Source organism: Psychrobacter sp. JB385, from assembly GCF_900163785.1.
Taxonomy (GTDB): domain Bacteria; phylum Pseudomonadota; class Gammaproteobacteria; order Pseudomonadales; family Moraxellaceae; genus Psychrobacter.
This window is the reverse complement of record NZ_FUKN01000014.1, coordinates 549973-567827: the sequence shown is the minus strand read 5'-3', so window position 1 is coordinate 567827 and position 17855 is coordinate 549973. Positions and strand designations below refer to the sequence as shown.

The window sequence follows — 17855 nt, the reverse complement described above, 5'->3', positions numbered from 1 at the left end:
ATAGTTATTCATTAGAATATAGTATCGGTGGGTTTCACTTTCATAAACCCACCTCACCAGTCACACTCTACAGTTTTACACTTTTTCCAACCAACGCCAAAAACTCATCTTCGCCCACCACTTTGACACCCAATTTTTCCGCTTTGGTCAGCTTAGAGCCAGCTTTATCCCCTGCTAGTAGCGCAGTGGTTTTGGCTGAGATGCTGCCTGAGACTTTTGCACCCAGCGCTTGTAGTTTGGCTTTGGCTTCATCACGCGCCATGCTATCGAGCGCACCGGTGATGACCCACGTTTGCCCATCGAGTGGTAGCCCTTCGGATGCGACCTGCTCGACCTTATCCCAGTGCACGCCAGCTTCAAGCAACGAATGAATCACTTCGATATTGTGCGGCGCGCGGAAGAATTTATAAGTCAGCTCGGCAGTGATTTCCCCGACATCTGGCGTTTTTATCAAGGTCTCAATACTGGCTGCCATCAGGCTATCTAAGTCACCAAATTGCTGTGCAAAGTTCTGTGCCGTCCCTTCACCAACACCGCGAATACCCAGCGCATAGATAAAGCGCGCGAGCGTGGTGTGTTTACTGGCTTCAATGGCGTTGATGATGTTTTGTACCGATTTTTCACCCAATTTTTCAAAGGTGACCATCTCATCCGCATGGTTGTGCAACTGATAGATATCAGCAACCGTTTTGACCAGACCATGCTCAAAGAAGCTAATGAGCCAACTCGCGCCAAGCCCGTCGATATCCATCGCACGGCGTGAGACAAAGTGAATGAGCGCCTCGGTCTGCTGCGCGGGGCAAAACAGACCGCCTGTGCAGCGCGCCAATGCTTCATCTTCTGGCAGGACAACAGGCGAGTCGCAGACAGGGCAAGTCGAAGGTAGCGTGACTGGCTCGCTGTCCGCTAGACGCTGCTCATGCCACACGCGGGTGACTTTGGGGATGACATCGCCTGCACGGTGCACGCTGACCATATCGCCTGCGCGCACGTCTAAACGCTGAATCTCACCAAAGTTATGCAAGGTGACATTGCTGACGGTGACGCCGCCGACTTTGACAGGTTCGAGCTTGCCAACTGGGGTGATTTGACCAGTACGTCCGACTTGCCATTCGATATCGTTTAAACGCGTCATAACGGTTTCGGCAGGGAATTTATAGGCCGTCGCCCAGCGCGGCTCACGCGATAGAAAACCAAGCTGCTGCTGTAACGCAAGGCTGTTGACCTTAATCACCATACCGTCAATCTCAAACGGTAGATCGCCACGACTTTCTATCACCGACTCATAATAGGTCTGTGCGGCGCGTGGATTGGCGACCACTTCTACGGCACTGACGGTAAAGCCAAGCTCGGTGAGCCACGCCAGCGCCCCTGATTGGGTGTCTATACTTTCAGGTAATCCTTGATTGACCGAATAGCCATAAAATGCGAGTGGACGACTGGCAGCTATGGCGGGATCGAGCTGACGTAAGCTACCAGCGGCGGCATTGCGTGGATTGGCAAAGGTTTTGCCCTCATTCTCTTCCGCCAATCGATTCAGACGCTCAAATCCTGCCTTTGGCATCAGCACTTCACCGCGCACTTCTAACAGCTCAATATCAGCCGCATCAGCTATCCATAATGGTAGATTACGAATGGTTTTGGTATTTTGAGTGATATCTTCACCCGTTTGCCCATCACCGCGCGTGACCGCTTGCACGAACTTACCATGCTCATATTTTAGTGAGACCGCCAGACCATCTAGTTTTAGCTCCATCTCGTATTCAGGGTTTTGTTGCGAGACGCTCAGGCGATCATTAACACGGCGCATAAAGTCACGCAAATCATCGTATTCAAAAACGTTGCCCAGCGATAGCATCGGAATATCATGCGTGACTTGAGTAAAGGCGGATAGCGGTACATCGCCAACTTGATTGATGGGACTGTCAGGCTGCACCAAATCTGGATATGCTTCTTCTAACTCAAGCAACGTACGGCGCACTTGATCGTATTCACTGTCTTCTAAAACAGGATTATCAAGCACATAATACGCGTAATTATTCGTCTTAATAGTCTCAATCAACGTGCGCATCTGTGAGACAATTTCTGTGCTATTAACCGCACTGCCATCGGTCGAACTGGAAATATTGGATGCCACAGGTGCTTGAGTATCTACTTGAGTAGATGGTTTTTTAGAATTATTTGGTGAGGTAGCGTCAGTCATAGTCGGCGTCTTTTTTGTCATTCAAGATGCCGATATGATAACAAGTTTGTAAGAAGCTCGGACATAATTTTGCAAAATTCAGGCAGCCAAAATGAAGATAAGGAAAAACATTCTCATGCGTTACTGGGATAAGTGTTTCTTGCGTGCTGTGTCTTCACCGACAGAGGCTACGCAAAATTTATCCCAGTAGCTCTATACTTATTTTGTGACCAATAAATAGTAGCATGAGGAAAATACAGACCATAAAAAAGGCAAATAACGTCAATCGCTATTTGCCTTTTTAACACTTATAACCATTTTTATATGTTGGTTCGCTTAACCCTCATAATCGCGAACTTGGTTACGTAGCTGCTGCTTATATTCTGGCGTGATTGGCTCATTCTCTTCATCCAGCATAATAGCATCCAAATCGCTTGCCATCATATAAGCAATGCTCATCATGCTATCAAAGCTACGCAGGGCTTGCGGATGCGGCAACGATAAAAACACCACGACACCATTATAGTTGTTGGTCGCCACACTGTGCGGATCAAAAGGGGCAATACCATCATCCGTGATACCCATCATACTGAACCACAACATGCCAGTACCATCTTTTTGCTCATAACGATGGAACATGTTCATCGCGCCATAACGCAGACCGTATTTATCAATCAAGGCCAATAAATCGCGACCACGGATGAAAGAGACAGGACGATCACGATACTGATGTGGCAAAATCGTGATATTGATGTTGTCTTTAGCATTAATCAAGGGGCCATTTTGTGCTTCATCGACAGGCTCTGACAGATGCTGATCAAGAATAGGACTGTTGTTGTCGAAGCTTGGCTCGTCTGCTGTATCAATCGCTGGCATTAGACTGTCAGTCGCTGACATCAAGCTTGAAAACGCATCTGGCTCTTGTTCGACATTCATCTGCTCGGCGGTTTCTGCAAACTCGACGTTGTCGGTGCGCTGCTCTTCATCTTGCCAGCGAGCGTAATCAGTACTTTCTACCATATCGTTATCGTAACTTACGTCACCGCGTCCAGCTGTTAGCTGTGCGTCAACGTTGGTATGGGCTTGAGTCAACGGCTCTTCTTCGACCACTGCATTTAAATAACTGCGGTCAGGGCCAATGCTCGTCTCGCCAGCGACCGCATCATCCAAATCTGGTTGATCGATAAGATTGCGTTCATGACGCGGTATGATAGGAATACCGTTTTTATCATAATTGACCGCTGCAACCTCAGCCTCTTTGCGGCGCTTGAAGCTACGAATGACCATAAATAGCCCTGCAAGCACGATGAATGCAGCAATGGCAATCAATATAAACTGAATAGCGGTCATGAGAAATACATCCTAATATATGACAAAAGGGAATACATAAGAGGGGATAAATGGCAATAGTCTAGCATGGCTAATTCATATCGTCACCATATAGTCATCGTTTATCATCAGCCCGATACACTTGTGTGACGTTGTTATCCGAGCTTTAATGTATCGTTGACAGCACTTTATAGTGAGTTCAGTATAAAGATGATACAGCGGGGCTGGAATGAGTTTTTTGCAGACTCTGTCGGCGTAGGCACAGCAAGCAAGAAAAATTCATACCAGTTCCGCGTCGAACTATAATGGTTCTGTTTTATTTAGAAATATAGCGTTCGGCCTCATTAAGCGACACGCTGACCAAAGTCGAAATACCTGCACTTGGCATGGTGACGCCTTTTAATTCATGGGCAATCTGCATCGTCAGCTTATTGTGACTGATAAAAATAAACTGCAAATCATCCGCCAACTCATGAATCAAACTGGTAAAGCGGGTGACATTGGCATCATCAAGTGGCGCATCGACTTCATCGAGCACGCAGAACGGCGCTGGATGCTGCTTAAAAATCGCAAAAATCAAACTCAGGGCGGTCAGGGTTTTTTCACCGCCAGATAGTACCGCCAGACGACTGTTGCGCTTGCCTTTTGGCTGTGCCATGAGCGTCAATCCTGCGCGCCACTGCTCTGCTTTATGTTTGTCAGCAGGGATATTGGCCGGCATCTCGTCCGTATTTAACGTTAGGCTTGCTTGTCCGCCACCAAAGACTTTAGCAAATAAATTAGACAACTCTTGATTGACCGCATCGAGCGTCTGCATAAATAGCGTCTTGGTCGTCTCATCAATCGACGCAATCGCTTGGGTCAAAGTCTCCATACTTGCTGCAATATCTGTGGTCTGCTGCTCAAGTGGTGCTAAGCGCTCGTTGACCTCTGCCAACTCTGCCACAGCCGCGAGATTGACCGCGCCAATTTTGCCCAGTTGCTGCTCAAGTTTGGTTCGTTCTTTTTCAAGCTCGGCGATTTTATCTGGACGTACGCGGCGATCATGCGCAATAAAATCCGCCAGTAAGTTTGAGACACTCATTTTTTGCTGCGGCTGGACGTTTAACGCGGCTTTATACTGATGACTTGCCTCATAAAATGCAGTGAGAGCGTCTTGCGTTTGGTGACTGATATCTTCCAAACGCGCCGTACTCAATGCCAGTTCGGTGGCGTGCTGTGCAAGTGCGCTTTGCTGTTTTTGCAATGTTTCTTGTTGTGCCTCAAGCTGCGTTTGCTGCTGAGCGTACTCTGTTTTAAGCGCTGCCAGTGCCGTTTCGCGCTCTACCAGTATGGCTTGCTGTTCATCACGCGCAGTCTTTGCGGTTTGTAATGCCGCTTGCAAGGCAGGCAATTTATGTTGTTGCTGCTCATAACTGGTCTTTAAAGCGTGTTCGCTTTGTCGTGATTTATCATATTGCTCGGTCGCTCGCGTCAGACTGCTGGCGCTATGCTCTAAACGCATCTCGCTTTGCTGAATACGCAGCTGTAACGCTTGCCACGCATCCTCGTCTGCTTGCCGCGCGCGCGCAAGCTCACTGCGCTCAGCTTGTAATTGCTGACTGGTTACTCGTGCCTCTGCTATCTTGGGTGTCAGCGCGGCGATCTCGCTTTCAATCTGCTGCTGCTCATGTTTCAGCACCTGCTGCTCTTGCACCAACTCTTGCTGCTCTTGTTCGAGCGCCGCTTTGTCGCTAATGAGACGCTTACTATCTGCTTGTAAGCGCTCAAGACTGGCTTGTTGGGTGGTGAGCTTTTGCTGATACTGATGTTTATCACGGGTTAACTGGTCAACTTGTGCGCGGGCTTCTTCTACATGGATGGTCAAAGCATCTTGATCACGCTGGTTTTTGGCAATGGCTTTTGTCTGATCTTCTATCGCCGCTTCAAGCTGATTAAGCAACTCTTCTAACGCTTGTAAGCGGGTACGCTGCTGCAAACGCTGGGTTAAGAACTGACTGTTACTTCCCTCTTGCGTGCCAGCAAATTTGCTAAGATTGATGGTGCCTTGACGACTGACTATCCACCCATCCGCGGTGAGCAGTATGGCAGACGCTGGTAAAGCTTTTAAAACGGCTGCAAGTGCATCAGATACTTGCTTCTCATCCGTCTCAGATTGCGCGACATACAAATAGCAGTGCTGAAACAGCGCTAATGTGGGCTGCACAATCAATTGAGATAAAGGCCATACTTTATCAGCCAGTGCTTCTGGTAATGTCTTGAGCAAAGGACCACTCAACGTGTCTACTTGATGCGCGCTATTCTCATTTTGCTTGGGGCTTACCAACCATAGGCTATGAGCAGTCTCAATTGTGGGTTTATTTTTTGTATGGGTAAGCTGGCTTTGTGCTGCTTGATACGTCAGTAAGTCGCTCACATGAGGCGTGAGTGCTTGCCATAGACTATTCGCTTGAGAATCATCGCTATTACTGTCAAGGCTTGAGGGATGCGTGATAAGCACATGACTGTCTAACCACAGTGACAACACATCATCAAGTAAGGATGCGTACGCTTGCCCTGTTGCGCTCAGTTCAATCTGCTCACGTATCGTGGTTATGTCGAGTGCGTTATAGCGACCAGTCAGGTTAGCCGTTGAATCCGTCGTTGCAATGGTCTTTTGCTGAGCGCTTGGCACTGGTTTGGGATGGAGTATCTGATGCAGCGTATCGTACTCACCTGCCAATAATGCGTGGCGTTTTTCATGCTCACTCAATTCGCGCTGCTGTACTTTCAAGGTTTGCTGTAGGCGATGTGCTTGTGGTTGCAGCTCAGACAAGCGCTCATCCACGCTGTCTTGTTGCCTCTCAATCTGCTGCAATCGGGTATTTAGCTCATTAACTTGCGTCTCTAAAGCCTGACTTAAGACTTGGGTATCTGACGGCTTTTGAGCATCTGTATTATCGGATAGCGAGACAGACTGTTGTAGCTGTTGCCATAGCTGCTGCCAATTTGACTGACGACGTTGCCATTTATCATAACTTTGCTGATAGCGTTTTTGTGATTGGGCGTTAATCGCTTGTTGCTGCTCAAGCGCACGCGCATTGTCTTGCAAGCGGTTTAATTGGTTTTGCGCCTCATGCCAAGCGCGCTGCAATGGTTGCTCATTACGCTTATGCGTGTCACGTTTTTCTGTCAGTTCTATCAGCTGAGGACGCAAAGCTGCTACCGTCGTTTTTTGCGCCATTTGCTCAGCGTTTAATCGATCTATCTCACTCAGCGCCTGCTCGCGCTGCTGATTCAAACTTATCAGTTGCTGCTCGATAGCCGTCAGCTGTGAGGTTACATCGCTTAGTTGATGCTCGGCTTTTTGGTGAGCGAGCTGCTGCTCGTAATGCGCACTTTGTGCGTCATCCTTTAGCCATTGCTCTTGGTTGATGTGCGCGGCAAGTTTGTCTTGTTTGGCTTTTAGCGCCTCATAGCTGGCTTGCAGAGTGGTAACGTCGGCTGCGCTACGCTCATGAACAAGTTTTTGCTGCTGCTGGTTATGTTTGGCTTGATAGAGCTGCTGAATGGAGAGCTGCTGCTTAATATCTGCAAGCGTCAAGGCCATCTCTTCATAACGCTGGGCATTGGCTGCTTGCTTAGACAGTGTTTTTTGTTGGCGTACCAGCTCGCTTTGCATATCGTGTAGTCGGGCTAAGTTTTCTTGCGTTCTTTCTAACTTCTTTTGTGTCTCTTCACGGCGTGCTTGATAGCGAGACACCCCTGCCGCCTCTTCGATAAATTCACGCAGCTGCATGGGGCTGGACTCTACAATACGCCCAATCATACCCTGCTCAATGACCGCATAACTGCGCGCGCCAAGTCCTGTCCCTAAAAACACGTCGACCACATCACGGCGACGACAGCGCGTGCCATTGATAAAGTAATCCGAGCGCCCTTCTAAATTTACCTGACGACGGACGGACAACTCTTGATAGAGATTGAACTCATGACGAATGCCGTTTTGCTCATCCTGCGTGTGCTCAAATGTCAACTCAACGCTGGCAACGCTTTTGGCCGTTTTGTCTTGCGTACCCGCGAAGATAACATCACTCATCGCGCCGCCGCGTAGCTGTTTGGCGGAGGTTTCACCCAGTACCCAGCGAATGGCGTCGATCACGTTGGATTTGCCGCAGCCGTTTGGCCCGACAATGGCGGTGATACCATGACGGAAGGTAAAAGTCGTTGGGTTGGCAAAAGACTTAAAGCCTGCCAGTTTTAGAGATTTTAGACGCATGAATAGTCAGTAAACTTAGCAAAAACAGGCGGCTATTCTACCTGAAATTGCCATGAGTTTTTAGGGTTAACGCGATAAGTGCATAAACGATTTTGATTGCAGGCTGTGATTGAACCCTTGTAGTAGTTTTTGTTCGACTTGGCAGAGATTATTTTTGGCTAAATAGCGATTATTAAACTCAATCAACGACGGCCACGTGATACTGGCCACTTCTAAACAATCCACAATATCTAGCAGCTCTTGTCTTAATAAATACTGATATTTTTTGGGTCTTTTGTGACATAGCGCCAGCTCTCGATCCACCAAGCGTTGCTTATTGCTCTCTAACGCGCTACCACCTATAAATAACAATAAAAACTTGGCGTCTTTATCGATAAAGCCTTTTTCGAGCAAGTGCTCGTACATCAAGCAGTACTTTAAGAGTTGATCGGGGTTTTTTCTGCCATTGAATTTTAATTCATTGGCGACCAGTAGATTTGATTGATGGTTGTAGGCCAAGTTGTCCATATACATGGCTTTTAGCTCAGTACTGGCTTCAAAAATCCCGCTGTTACCATGTGTCGACCACGATCCGCCTTGCTCAAAGCACATAAACTGCCCATAAAACTGATCGAGATAATTATCGCTGCACAGACTCAAAAAAATATCGAGCTCTTTATTTAGATACTCTTCAGAAAAAAACATGACTCGGCGTACGGCTTCGCGAGCACTACAAATACCCATCGTTTGCTTTGAATATGTCTCTAATTGCTCAGACTCACTCATTTTATGGTTCAGCTTTTTATTGATGACGCTCTCTATTTCTTCTAACTCTTTATTTTTTAGCTCTGGCGCCGTTGCCCATTCAATGATTTGGCGTACATATTGTTTTTTGCTCACACCAAGAATTCGCTGCGGCTCCCACACCAAAAACTCTACCATGTTAGATAGCCCCATCGTCCACGGCATCGACTCTTTTAAATGGCTCATTGAACCAAAAACACGGCGATATTTTTCTGTCGCTTTCATACTGATAATGTCTCATGGTTTACATTTTTTACGATAAAGAGGTGCAGTGATTACAACACCCCCAATTCACTCAATAAATACAAGCTTGTACTACCAGTCATATCTGTAACCACCATACTAATAACCAACCCAAACCTCGTGGCAAAAAGTAAAATTCGTTGGATTAGTAAAAGGTCTGAAGCCTGATATACTCGAGGTTTTAAGCGAATGAATAGTTAGTAAATCTAGCAAAAATAGGCGGCTATTCTACCTGAAATTTTGATGGGTTTTTAAGGTTTGTGAGCTGTTAAGTATAATCTGATATATGTTTTTTGATTTTGTCATAAAGTTGATCAAAACCTTCTTCAAACCTCATGTTCATTGATTCTCGATTGTTTATACTATTGGAGCTATGACTAGGACTATGGGACAAGAGAAACTGACGCGAAATCGCTAAAAAAGACTCACAATCAGTACTCAATTCAGGGAAATACAAAATAGTAAGAATTTCAATTTTTGCGCCTTTTCGGTAAAACTCGTCAGTATTTATATTTGACTCACCTAATTCTTGAGACAGTTTTGAATTCAGCACTTTTAAAATATTAGTAAACTCAATAAGCCTAAACGCCAGTTCTTCGTACTTTTGCCTTAGAAAGATTTGCCGTTCGTATTTATGCTCAGACTCCTGTTTCACAAGATTATGATTATGATCAGAGTCTTGTTTTACAATATCACGTTTATAATTCTGTAAATTCAAAAAATAACTTGTCGCGAATGAGATTCCTCCACCAACCACAGCACCGACTATACCAGCTATTAATGCTTCCATTCACATCTCCTAAAAAAGTAATATTTACAGTAAGAAAATAAACCTTTCTCCGCCCGAAAATTTGTCCAATTATATAAATATAACCTTATAGCTAGACCCTTTATACCCCTTAGGCTGTTTAAAGGCTTTTTGTATCACAACTACTGGCGCGCATTCAAGATGATTTATATTTGCCAAATGGCAACCTGACCTTTATGCTATCTACTCCATACTGTTCGCTCATAAAAACCTAAAAACCGCTCAGTATATCAAAGTTTCTTCATACTACCGCCATCACATCGACCAAATTTATGCCATTACCTGCCTCTCAATCTGACTGTTTAGCCCAACCCGAATCCCTCACGCTTGATCATTTTCCTGAGCTTAACCACCGGCATCTCGTGACCAGCGGCTCGACCAACAGTGAGCTTATCGATGCCTTGCAAACTGGTGTATTAGATACAACCAACATGCACCTATTGACCGCAGAAACCCAAAGCTCAGGTCGTGGACAGCACGGACGCTCTTGGCAATCGCCGCACGGCAATGTCTATCTGTCTTTATATCACCCGATGTCCATGCCAATCAGCGGATTACTGTCGTTAATCATTGGGCTTGAGCTGGCAAAAATGTCCGTTATTCAAATGCTAAATGAACAATTGCGCGCACAAGGCTTGGCGACCATTGGTGTAAAATGGGCAAATGATTTGGGCTTTTATCAACTTTCTGATAAGTCTCAAAACCACTCTCGACAGCAAGATCAATCCACTCTGGATGATTCTGAACCCACCGCACAAACACTCCCTTTTCATAAGCTAGCAGGCATCTTAATAGAGCCCGTCACACAATCTGGCAAATTGGTCGGCGTTGTGATGGGCATCGGTCTCAATGTAAAAACAGCGCCCAAACTGACAGCACAAACGTCTGAGGGCATGAGCTATCAAGCAATTAGCTTGCAAGATATCTGCGAGCGCCTGCCACCAAACGCGGTGACGCTGCCAAGTTTGCGTGTGCTTTATCAGCAAATAAGCAAAGCACTGATGGCAGCGATGACACGCTTTGAGCATTTGGCATTGGAAAAACCCACGGGTCACACCTATTATTTAGACCGTTTTTTAGAGCAATTTAGTTCGATGGATGCGCTGGCGGGGCTGCGCTTACGCGTCACTCAAGATCATGGTAATGCAGAACAAACCGTGACTGGTTTTGCTTGCGGTATCGATACACATGGGTGTTTGCAATTGCGTCAAGATGACGGTAAGATTTCTGCGCTTTTTACTGGACGCATCGATGTTATTCATCAGGTTTAAACCACCTATTTAATGAGCACTCACGTGAGCTGCATATCTACTGATAATGGCTGCACTATATAAAGGGATTTTTATGCTCTGGCTTGATCTTGGGAACACTCGTCTAAAATATTGGCTCACTGACGACATCGGGCAGATAGTGGCGCATGATGCCAAACAACATCTGCAAGCACCTGCCGAGCTGCTCATGGGTCTGACCGATCGCTTTGAGCGTTATGCCCCTGACTTTATTGGTATCTCCTCTGTACTGGGCGATGATTTGAATATGAAGGTGTCAGATACCTTGGGGCGTCTGAATACGCCATTTGAATTTGTGCATGTCGATGCCGCGCACCCGCTAATGAAAAGTGCTTATAACGACAAACAGTTAGGCTGTGATCGCTGGTTACAGATGCTGGGCGCGGTTGATAAGAAAAAGCGCCAATGCATCATCGGTTGCGGTACAGCAGTGACGATTGATTTGATTGATCATGCGGAGCATTTGGGTGGTTATATTTTCCCCAGTATCTATCTACAACGTGAATCATTGTTTTCAGGTACTAAGCAGATTACTATCTCTAATGGGACTTTTGATAGCGTTGGTCAAGGCATAACCACGCAAGATGCCGTCCATCGCGGGATATTATTATCGATTGTTGGTGCCATCAATGAGATTAGCCATCGTCACCCCAACTTTGAACTGATTATGACAGGCGGTGATGCAGTGATCATCTCACAGCATGTCAATCGCCCAGTACGCTTGCGTGATGATTTGTTGTTAAATGGATTAGCACGTTATTTTGATCATACCAAGCAGTCGTAATATTCAATAGATACTTTTACATTGATCATAAAAAAAGCAGTACGCCTCACACGTACTGCTTTTTTAGTCTTATAAAAACACCGAAGTTTTTATTAAATACTACGGTACTTTAAACTTAATAGGTAAAGTAACTCGTCCAGTTACTTTTTTCCCTTTAATAAAAAATGGCTTCATAATTCCTGTTTTTACCTGCCTAGTAGCTTTTCTATCGAAACACCTATTACCACTACTTTCTCTAACATTTACATGAGTTATGCTACCTTGTTCGTCAACCAACAAGCTCAATGTAACTTCAAGTATTTGCCCGCTCCTAACTCTAATTGGTTCACCAGTTACACTGTCTGAACAACGAAGTGAACCTTCTCTAAAATAAAATTCTGGTTGTTTCAGCCAACTAGCGTCTTGAGTAGAGAATTGAATAACAGGTTCAGGATTAGACAAATCAACCAACTCTGCCTGTGCTGTTTTTGTACTTGCTATCAAGGTAAAGAAGGTCAATAAGATAGATAGTAAACTGTGCTTACCTATCGCTGTGATATGAGTTGTAAATTTAGAGTCTATGTTATTAGAAGTGGCATTAAAGGTAGGTTTAGTATGTAGTTTACTGGTCATTATAGAAGTCTTTTATTCAAGTCATTAAAATGTGCAACGCTAACGAACGCATAACGTAACACATTCTTATGACTTAAAACAAAAATTATTCGATAAAAGTTAGCTTTTAAATAACCAATAATGTTTACTTGGTCTCATTAAACAGCTCACGACCGACCAGCATACGGCGAATCTCACTGGTGCCCGCGCCAATCTCATAGAGCTTGGCATCACGCCAGTAGCGCCCCAGTGGATACTCGTTGGTATAGCCATTACCGCCAAATATTTGGATACCTTCACCTGCCACCCATGTGGCTTTTTCGGCACACCATAGAATCACGCTAGCGCAATCTTTACGCACTTCTCGGCTGTGTCCTGCACCGCGCGCGTCCAACATATCGAGGTTCTTACCGACGGTATATAAGAAGCTGCGTCCTGCTTGCAGTATGGTATACATGTCAGCCACTTTGCCTTGGATAAGTTGAAACTCGCCGATGGCTTGACCAAACTGTTTACGATCATGGATATAAGGGACGACATTGTCCATGACCGCTTGCATAATACCAATAGGGCCCGCCGCCAATACGGCACGCTCATAATCTAGACCGCTCATGAGTACCTTGACACCTTCATTAAGACCGCCCAAGATATTTTCGCTTGGTACGGTCACATTGTTAAAGGTCATCTCACCCGTATGGCTACCGCGCATACCGAGTTTATCTAGCTTTTGCGCGGTACCAAAGCCTTCCATACCTTTTTCGATGATAAAGGCGGTCATACCTTTGGCACCAAGCTCAGGATTGGTCTTGGCATAGACCACCATCACATCGGCATCAGGACCATTGGTGATCCACATTTTGCTGCCGTTCAGCACGTAGCTACCATCTTTTTCTTCGGCTTTGAGCTTCATACTGACCACATCTGAGCCAGCACCGGTCTCACTCATTGCCAAGGCACCGATGAACTCGCCGCTAATGAGTTTTGGCAAATATTTTTGTTTTTGTGCCTCAGAGCCATTACGTTTGATTTGATTGATACATAGATTAGAGTGCGCACCATAGCTAAGCGCTACCGATGCCGACACACGGCTGATTTCTTCCATCGCGACCATATGGGCGACATAGCCCATGTTGGAGCCGCCGTACTCTTCAGGGACGGTGATGCCATGTAAACCAAGATCGCCCATCTTTTGCCACAGATCCATTGGGAATTCATCGCTACTATCGATCTCGCTGGCACGTGGGGCGATCTCATTGGCCGCAAACTGCTGTACGACATCGCGTAGCGCGTCAATGTCTTCGCCAAGCTGAAAGTTCAATCCAGGTAAACTCATAACCATTCCTTGTGTTTTGATATTTTATTTATTAATAAAGTTGATTCTGTTTAAGAAGAATATTGCATCGGTTCCAAGCAAGCATCATAAATGAAGCTGGGATTGATTTTTCGAAGCCTCTGTCTGCAACGGCTCAGCAAGCGAGGAAAATGAATCCCAGCTACCAAAAAGATGATCACGTTTGCATTTTATTTGTTGCCGCTTATTTGTTAAGACCGACGTTTATTGATTAAGGCGTGGGCCACGTTTGAGCCATTGGCACGACCCAAGAACGCACTGATACGCTCGCCTGCCACGACCAACTTGTCCAAATCAATCCCTGTACTAATACCCATGCCATGCAGCATATAGACGACATCTTCGGTCGCGACATTACCCGTTGCGCCTTTGGCATACGGACAACCACCAAGGCCCGCCACCGAGGTATCAAATTCGCTGACCCCCATTTGTAATGCAGCCAAGGTATTGCTGAGTGCTTGACCGTAAGTATCATGAAAGTGACCTGATAACATGCTGATATCGGCGTACTCAAGCGCTGCTTGTAGGGCACGCTGCACTTTGAGGGGTGTACCCACACCAATCGTATCGGCAATACCAATCTGCTCTGAACCAATTTCAATCAAGCGTTTGGTGACGTAGGCTACTTGGCTAGGATTAATCTCACCTTCATAAGGACAGCCAACGGTGCAAGAGATAACGCCGCGTACTTTAATGCCTTGCGCTTTTGCTGCCGCGGCAACGGGCGCGAAACGCTCAATACTTTCATCGATACTGCAGTTGATATTTTTTTGGCTAAAGGTTTCGCTGGCTGAGCCAAAAATGACGATCTCATCAGGACGGTGCAAAATAGCATTTTCAAAGCCGCGCATATTGGGCACGAGTACCGAGTAGCAAACGTCCGTCTGCCGCGTTGGCGCAAGCGCTTCGAGTAGCGTGCTGTTATCGCCCATCTGCGGTACCCACTTAGGCGACACAAAACTGGTCGCTTCCAGTTTTTTAATCCCTGCGTCAATCAAATCATTGATTAATGCTTGTTTCACCGCTGTCGGCACGGTCATGGATTCATTTTGTAAGCCATCACGTGGGCTGACATCGACGATTGAAACATGATCGGGGTACGAGATATTCATTTTTTTATCCTTTTTACTCACTGTCGCTACTATCACTACCATTATCGATACGCAGTAATTCATCACCGTCAGCAACTAAGTCACCTGCTGCAAATAATAACTCTGCTACCACACCATCAGTCGGTGCGGTAATGGTATGTTCGATTTTCATGGCCTCAATGACCGCAAGCGGCTCGCCTTTTTTAACAGTATCGCCAACAGCCACTTTAAAGGCAACCACTTGACCTGGCATCGGTGATTTTAGGCTACCGACCGCTGCCGTATCCTCACCCACATGTGCCATGATGTCAATTAAGGTAATCTCATCGCGTCCGCTATCTGTAAACACATAGACCGTCTCATTATTGACCCAGCTTTGGGCACTGATACGTGCACCCTCTAACCATAAGGTATGATTGTGCGCATCACTGCTGTCATAACTGACTTGTCCTTCATAAACCGTTTCGGTCTGAGCAGCGACATTGATATTGCGATCATCCTGCGTATTCGCGATTTCTTTTTCGATGACAAGCGTAAAGTGACTGAGGTTATCACCACCTTTTTTATGATCAGCGCAGCTCGCATTGTGCCAATTGCTGATACGAGCAATATATGACTGCTCATCGTAAACCAAACTAAATGAACGAGTATAGTCGCTATAAGCACGGAACCCTGTCGGCTTGCTAAAAGGGTCGTTGTCTGTCTTTTGCGATACGGCTTCGCTCGCAAGCTGCTGCGCGATAGCCGTCACCACAAGCGTCGATAACCCAAGCGGATGCTGATCAAACAGCTTGTCCTGCTCGCGCTCTATCAGCGCCGTATCGAGATTGACTTTGATAAATGAATCGGTATTTAAAATATAACGCAAAAATGCCACGTTGTTTGGCAAACCAACGATACGCGTCTGGGCTAAGGCGCGGTCGAGCTTTGCCAGTGCTTGCTCGCGCGTGGGTGCATGAACGATAAGTTTGGCAATCATAGAGTCGTAGAAAGGGCTGATCACATCGCCCTCGCGTACACCATCATCGATACGCACGTCAGTGATGTTAAAAGTACTGTGCTCAGGCTTTTGATAAGTAAATAAAGTCCCTGTCGCTGGTAAGAAATCATTGTCAGGGTTTTCAGCGCAGATGCGCGCCTCAATTGCATGGCCGTTAATTGTCAGCTCGTCTTGCGATTTTGGCAATGACTGACCCGCAGCGACCAATAGCTGCCACTCGACCAAATCTACACCAGTAATGGCTTCACTAACGGGATGTTCAACTTGCAAGCGCGTGTTCATCTCCATGAAATAGAAATTCATCGTGCCTTCGCGCTGCTCAACGATGAACTCAACCGTGCCTGCACCAACGTAATCAACCGCACGAGCTGCTTCGATTGCCGCTGTACCCATCGCTTGACGCATGGCAGTATCGACACCCGGCGCTGGCGCTTCTTCTAGTACTTTTTGATGGCGACGCTGCACGGAACAATCACGCTCAAACAGATGCACATAGTTGCCATGCGTATCACCAAATACTTGGATTTCAATATGACGAGGTTTGAGCGCATATTTTTCGATCAACACTTGATCATTACCAAAACTGGTAATTGCTTCACGGCGACACGAGTCTAATAAGTCAATAAAATCGCTGCTTTGCTCAACGATACGCATACCTTTACCGCCGCCGCCTGCACTCGCTTTGATTAAGACTGGATAGCCAATAGCATCTGCTTGCTGCTGCAAAAACTGTGCATCTTGATTGTCACCATGATAGCCCGGTATCAGCGGTACACCAGCCGACTCCATCAAACGCTTAGACTCAGACTTGCCGCCCATGGCGCGAATCGCCTCAGCAGACGGTCCTATAAAGACCAAGCCAGCATCTTGGCACGCCTGTGCAAAATCGGCGTTTTCACTTAAGAATCCATAGCCTGGATGAATGGCCTCAGCGCCCGTTTGCTTAGCGATGGCAATAATGGTATCACCCTTGAGATAGCTGTCTTTTGGCGCTGAACCACCCAAATAAATCGCTTCATCACAGACAGCCACGTGCTTGGCCTCGCGGTCAGCATCAGAATAAACAGCGACGGTACTGACGCCAAGACGCTTAGCGGTCGCCGCCACTCGGCACGCAATTTCACCACGGTTGGCAATTAGAATTTTAGAAAACATAACTATCCCTGTGTCTTGTCGTTATTATTTGACGTCTTGTCTATTTTTTCATTTATCTATCATTATTCTGCTGCTAGTTAGTCTGCTGTCAACCAATCCGGCTTACGCTTTTGCAAAAATGCTTGCACACCCTCGCGACCTTGCGTTGACGCGCGAATATCAGCAATTCCTTTGACGGTATCCGCAATCAAGTCATCAGTAATGGGCGCGCCAGCGACATCGTGTAGAAGTTGCTTACAGGTTTTAACCGCATCGGGACTGTTTTTGACCATTTTGGCACAAAGTGTTGCGACCTCGTCATCCAGCCATTCTTCGCTAACGCGTTCATGAATAAAGCCAAGCTGACGTGCTTTTTTGGCATCGAACACTTCTGCACTTAAGAAATAACGCTGCGCGGCTCGAGCGCCCATTGCTCGTATGACATAAGGACTAATGGTTGCAGGTGCCAATCCCAAACGCACTTCACTGAGGCAAAAGTTAGCAATCTTCACCGCGATGGCCACATCACAAACGGCAACGAGACCCATGCCACCAGCATAGACATCGCCTTGTATCGCCGCAATCGTCGGCTTGGGGCATTCATAAATCGTCTTGAGCATTTGCGCCAATTTATCCGCATCTGCTAGATTTTCTTCATAGCTATAGTCCGCCATGGCGCGCATCCAATTAAGATCAGCGCCCGCACAAAATGCTTTACCAGCAGCTGCTAATACAATGACTCGTACGTCATCGTCAGTACCAAGCACAGTGAAAACATCTGTCAGCTCGGCAATCATTTCATCATTAAAGGCATTACGTATCTCAGGACGGTTCAATGTTACCGTTGCCACATGCTGCTCAACGCTGACCAGCAGGCTTTTATAATTATTTGTCTCTTTTTGCATGACTCTCTCTTTTCGTCGCTGTTATTGTATTTAGATAAAAACCCTATGGCTAAGAAATTCTATTACTCAACCACACGCCACTATAACCATAGTTTTTGAATTTTTGA

The 17855-nt window shown here is 46.3% G+C and carries 12 protein-coding genes; 2 read left to right on the top strand and 10 right to left on the bottom strand.

Annotated elements, in window-relative coordinates; genetic code table 11:
• Positions 1-67: 67 nt before the first annotated feature.
• The 5 genes from ligA to CZ794_RS13490 form a co-directional block, all read right to left on the bottom strand.
• Positions 68-2203 carry an NAD-dependent DNA ligase LigA gene (gene ligA / locus CZ794_RS13510; RefSeq protein WP_256958989.1) on the bottom strand — a complete coding sequence of 712 codons (2136 nt, stop codon included), beginning with the start codon at positions 2201-2203 and terminating at the stop codon, positions 68-70.
• 315 nt (positions 2204-2518) lie between these two features.
• Positions 2519-3532: a cell division protein ZipA C-terminal FtsZ-binding domain-containing protein gene (locus CZ794_RS13505; protein ID WP_087042092.1), complete on the bottom strand. Its 1014-nt coding sequence runs from the start codon at positions 3530-3532 to the stop codon at positions 2519-2521.
• Positions 3533-3827: 295 nt separating this feature from the next.
• The gene (locus CZ794_RS13500) at positions 3828-7769 is read right to left on the bottom strand and encodes an AAA family ATPase (RefSeq protein ID WP_087042091.1); all 3942 of its coding nucleotides are present in this window, start codon (positions 7767-7769) and stop codon (positions 3828-3830) included.
• 66 nt (positions 7770-7835) lie between these two features.
• Positions 7836-8777, bottom strand: a complete 942-nt coding sequence (locus CZ794_RS13495) for a hypothetical protein (RefSeq protein WP_087042090.1) — start codon at positions 8775-8777, stop codon at positions 7836-7838.
• 286 nt (positions 8778-9063) lie between these two features.
• The gene (locus tag CZ794_RS13490; protein WP_087042089.1) at positions 9064-9585 is read right to left on the bottom strand and encodes a hypothetical protein; all 522 of its coding nucleotides are present in this window, start codon (positions 9583-9585) and stop codon (positions 9064-9066) included.
• Between the two features lie 290 nt (positions 9586-9875).
• Between CZ794_RS13490 and CZ794_RS13485 the strand changes: the two genes are divergently transcribed.
• Both CZ794_RS13485 and CZ794_RS13480 read left to right on the top strand, forming a co-directional pair.
• Positions 9876-10874: a biotin--[acetyl-CoA-carboxylase] ligase gene (locus tag CZ794_RS13485; RefSeq protein ID WP_087042088.1), complete on the top strand. Its 999-nt coding sequence runs from the start codon at positions 9876-9878 to the stop codon at positions 10872-10874.
• Between the two features lie 73 nt (positions 10875-10947).
• Positions 10948-11676: a pantothenate kinase gene (locus CZ794_RS13480; RefSeq protein ID WP_087042207.1), complete on the top strand. Its 729-nt coding sequence runs from the start codon at positions 10948-10950 to the stop codon at positions 11674-11676.
• 99 nt (positions 11677-11775) lie between these two features.
• On the opposite strand, the gene CZ794_RS13475 is transcribed toward CZ794_RS13480, so the two are convergent.
• The 5 genes from CZ794_RS13475 to CZ794_RS13455 all read right to left on the bottom strand — a co-directional run bounded on the left by CZ794_RS13475 (position 11776) and on the right by CZ794_RS13455 (position 17748).
• The gene (locus CZ794_RS13475) at positions 11776-12288 is read right to left on the bottom strand and encodes an energy transducer TonB (protein ID WP_087042087.1); all 513 of its coding nucleotides are present in this window, start codon (positions 12286-12288) and stop codon (positions 11776-11778) included.
• A 124-nt stretch (positions 12289-12412) separates the two neighbouring features.
• Complete coding sequence (locus CZ794_RS13470; protein WP_087042086.1) at positions 12413-13600, bottom strand: isovaleryl-CoA dehydrogenase; 1188 nt, start codon at positions 13598-13600, stop codon at positions 12413-12415.
• A 209-nt stretch (positions 13601-13809) separates the two neighbouring features.
• The gene (locus CZ794_RS13465; RefSeq protein WP_087042085.1) at positions 13810-14730 is read right to left on the bottom strand and encodes a hydroxymethylglutaryl-CoA lyase; all 921 of its coding nucleotides are present in this window, start codon (positions 14728-14730) and stop codon (positions 13810-13812) included.
• A 13-nt stretch (positions 14731-14743) separates the two neighbouring features.
• Complete coding sequence (locus CZ794_RS13460; protein WP_087042084.1) at positions 14744-16864, bottom strand: acetyl/propionyl/methylcrotonyl-CoA carboxylase subunit alpha; 2121 nt, start codon at positions 16862-16864, stop codon at positions 14744-14746.
• A gap of 77 nt (positions 16865-16941) precedes the next feature.
• A complete protein-coding gene (locus tag CZ794_RS13455) occupies positions 16942-17748 on the bottom strand; it encodes an enoyl-CoA hydratase/isomerase family protein (protein ID WP_087042083.1) in 807 nt (268 codons plus the stop codon).
• Positions 17749-17855 lie beyond the last annotated feature (107 nt).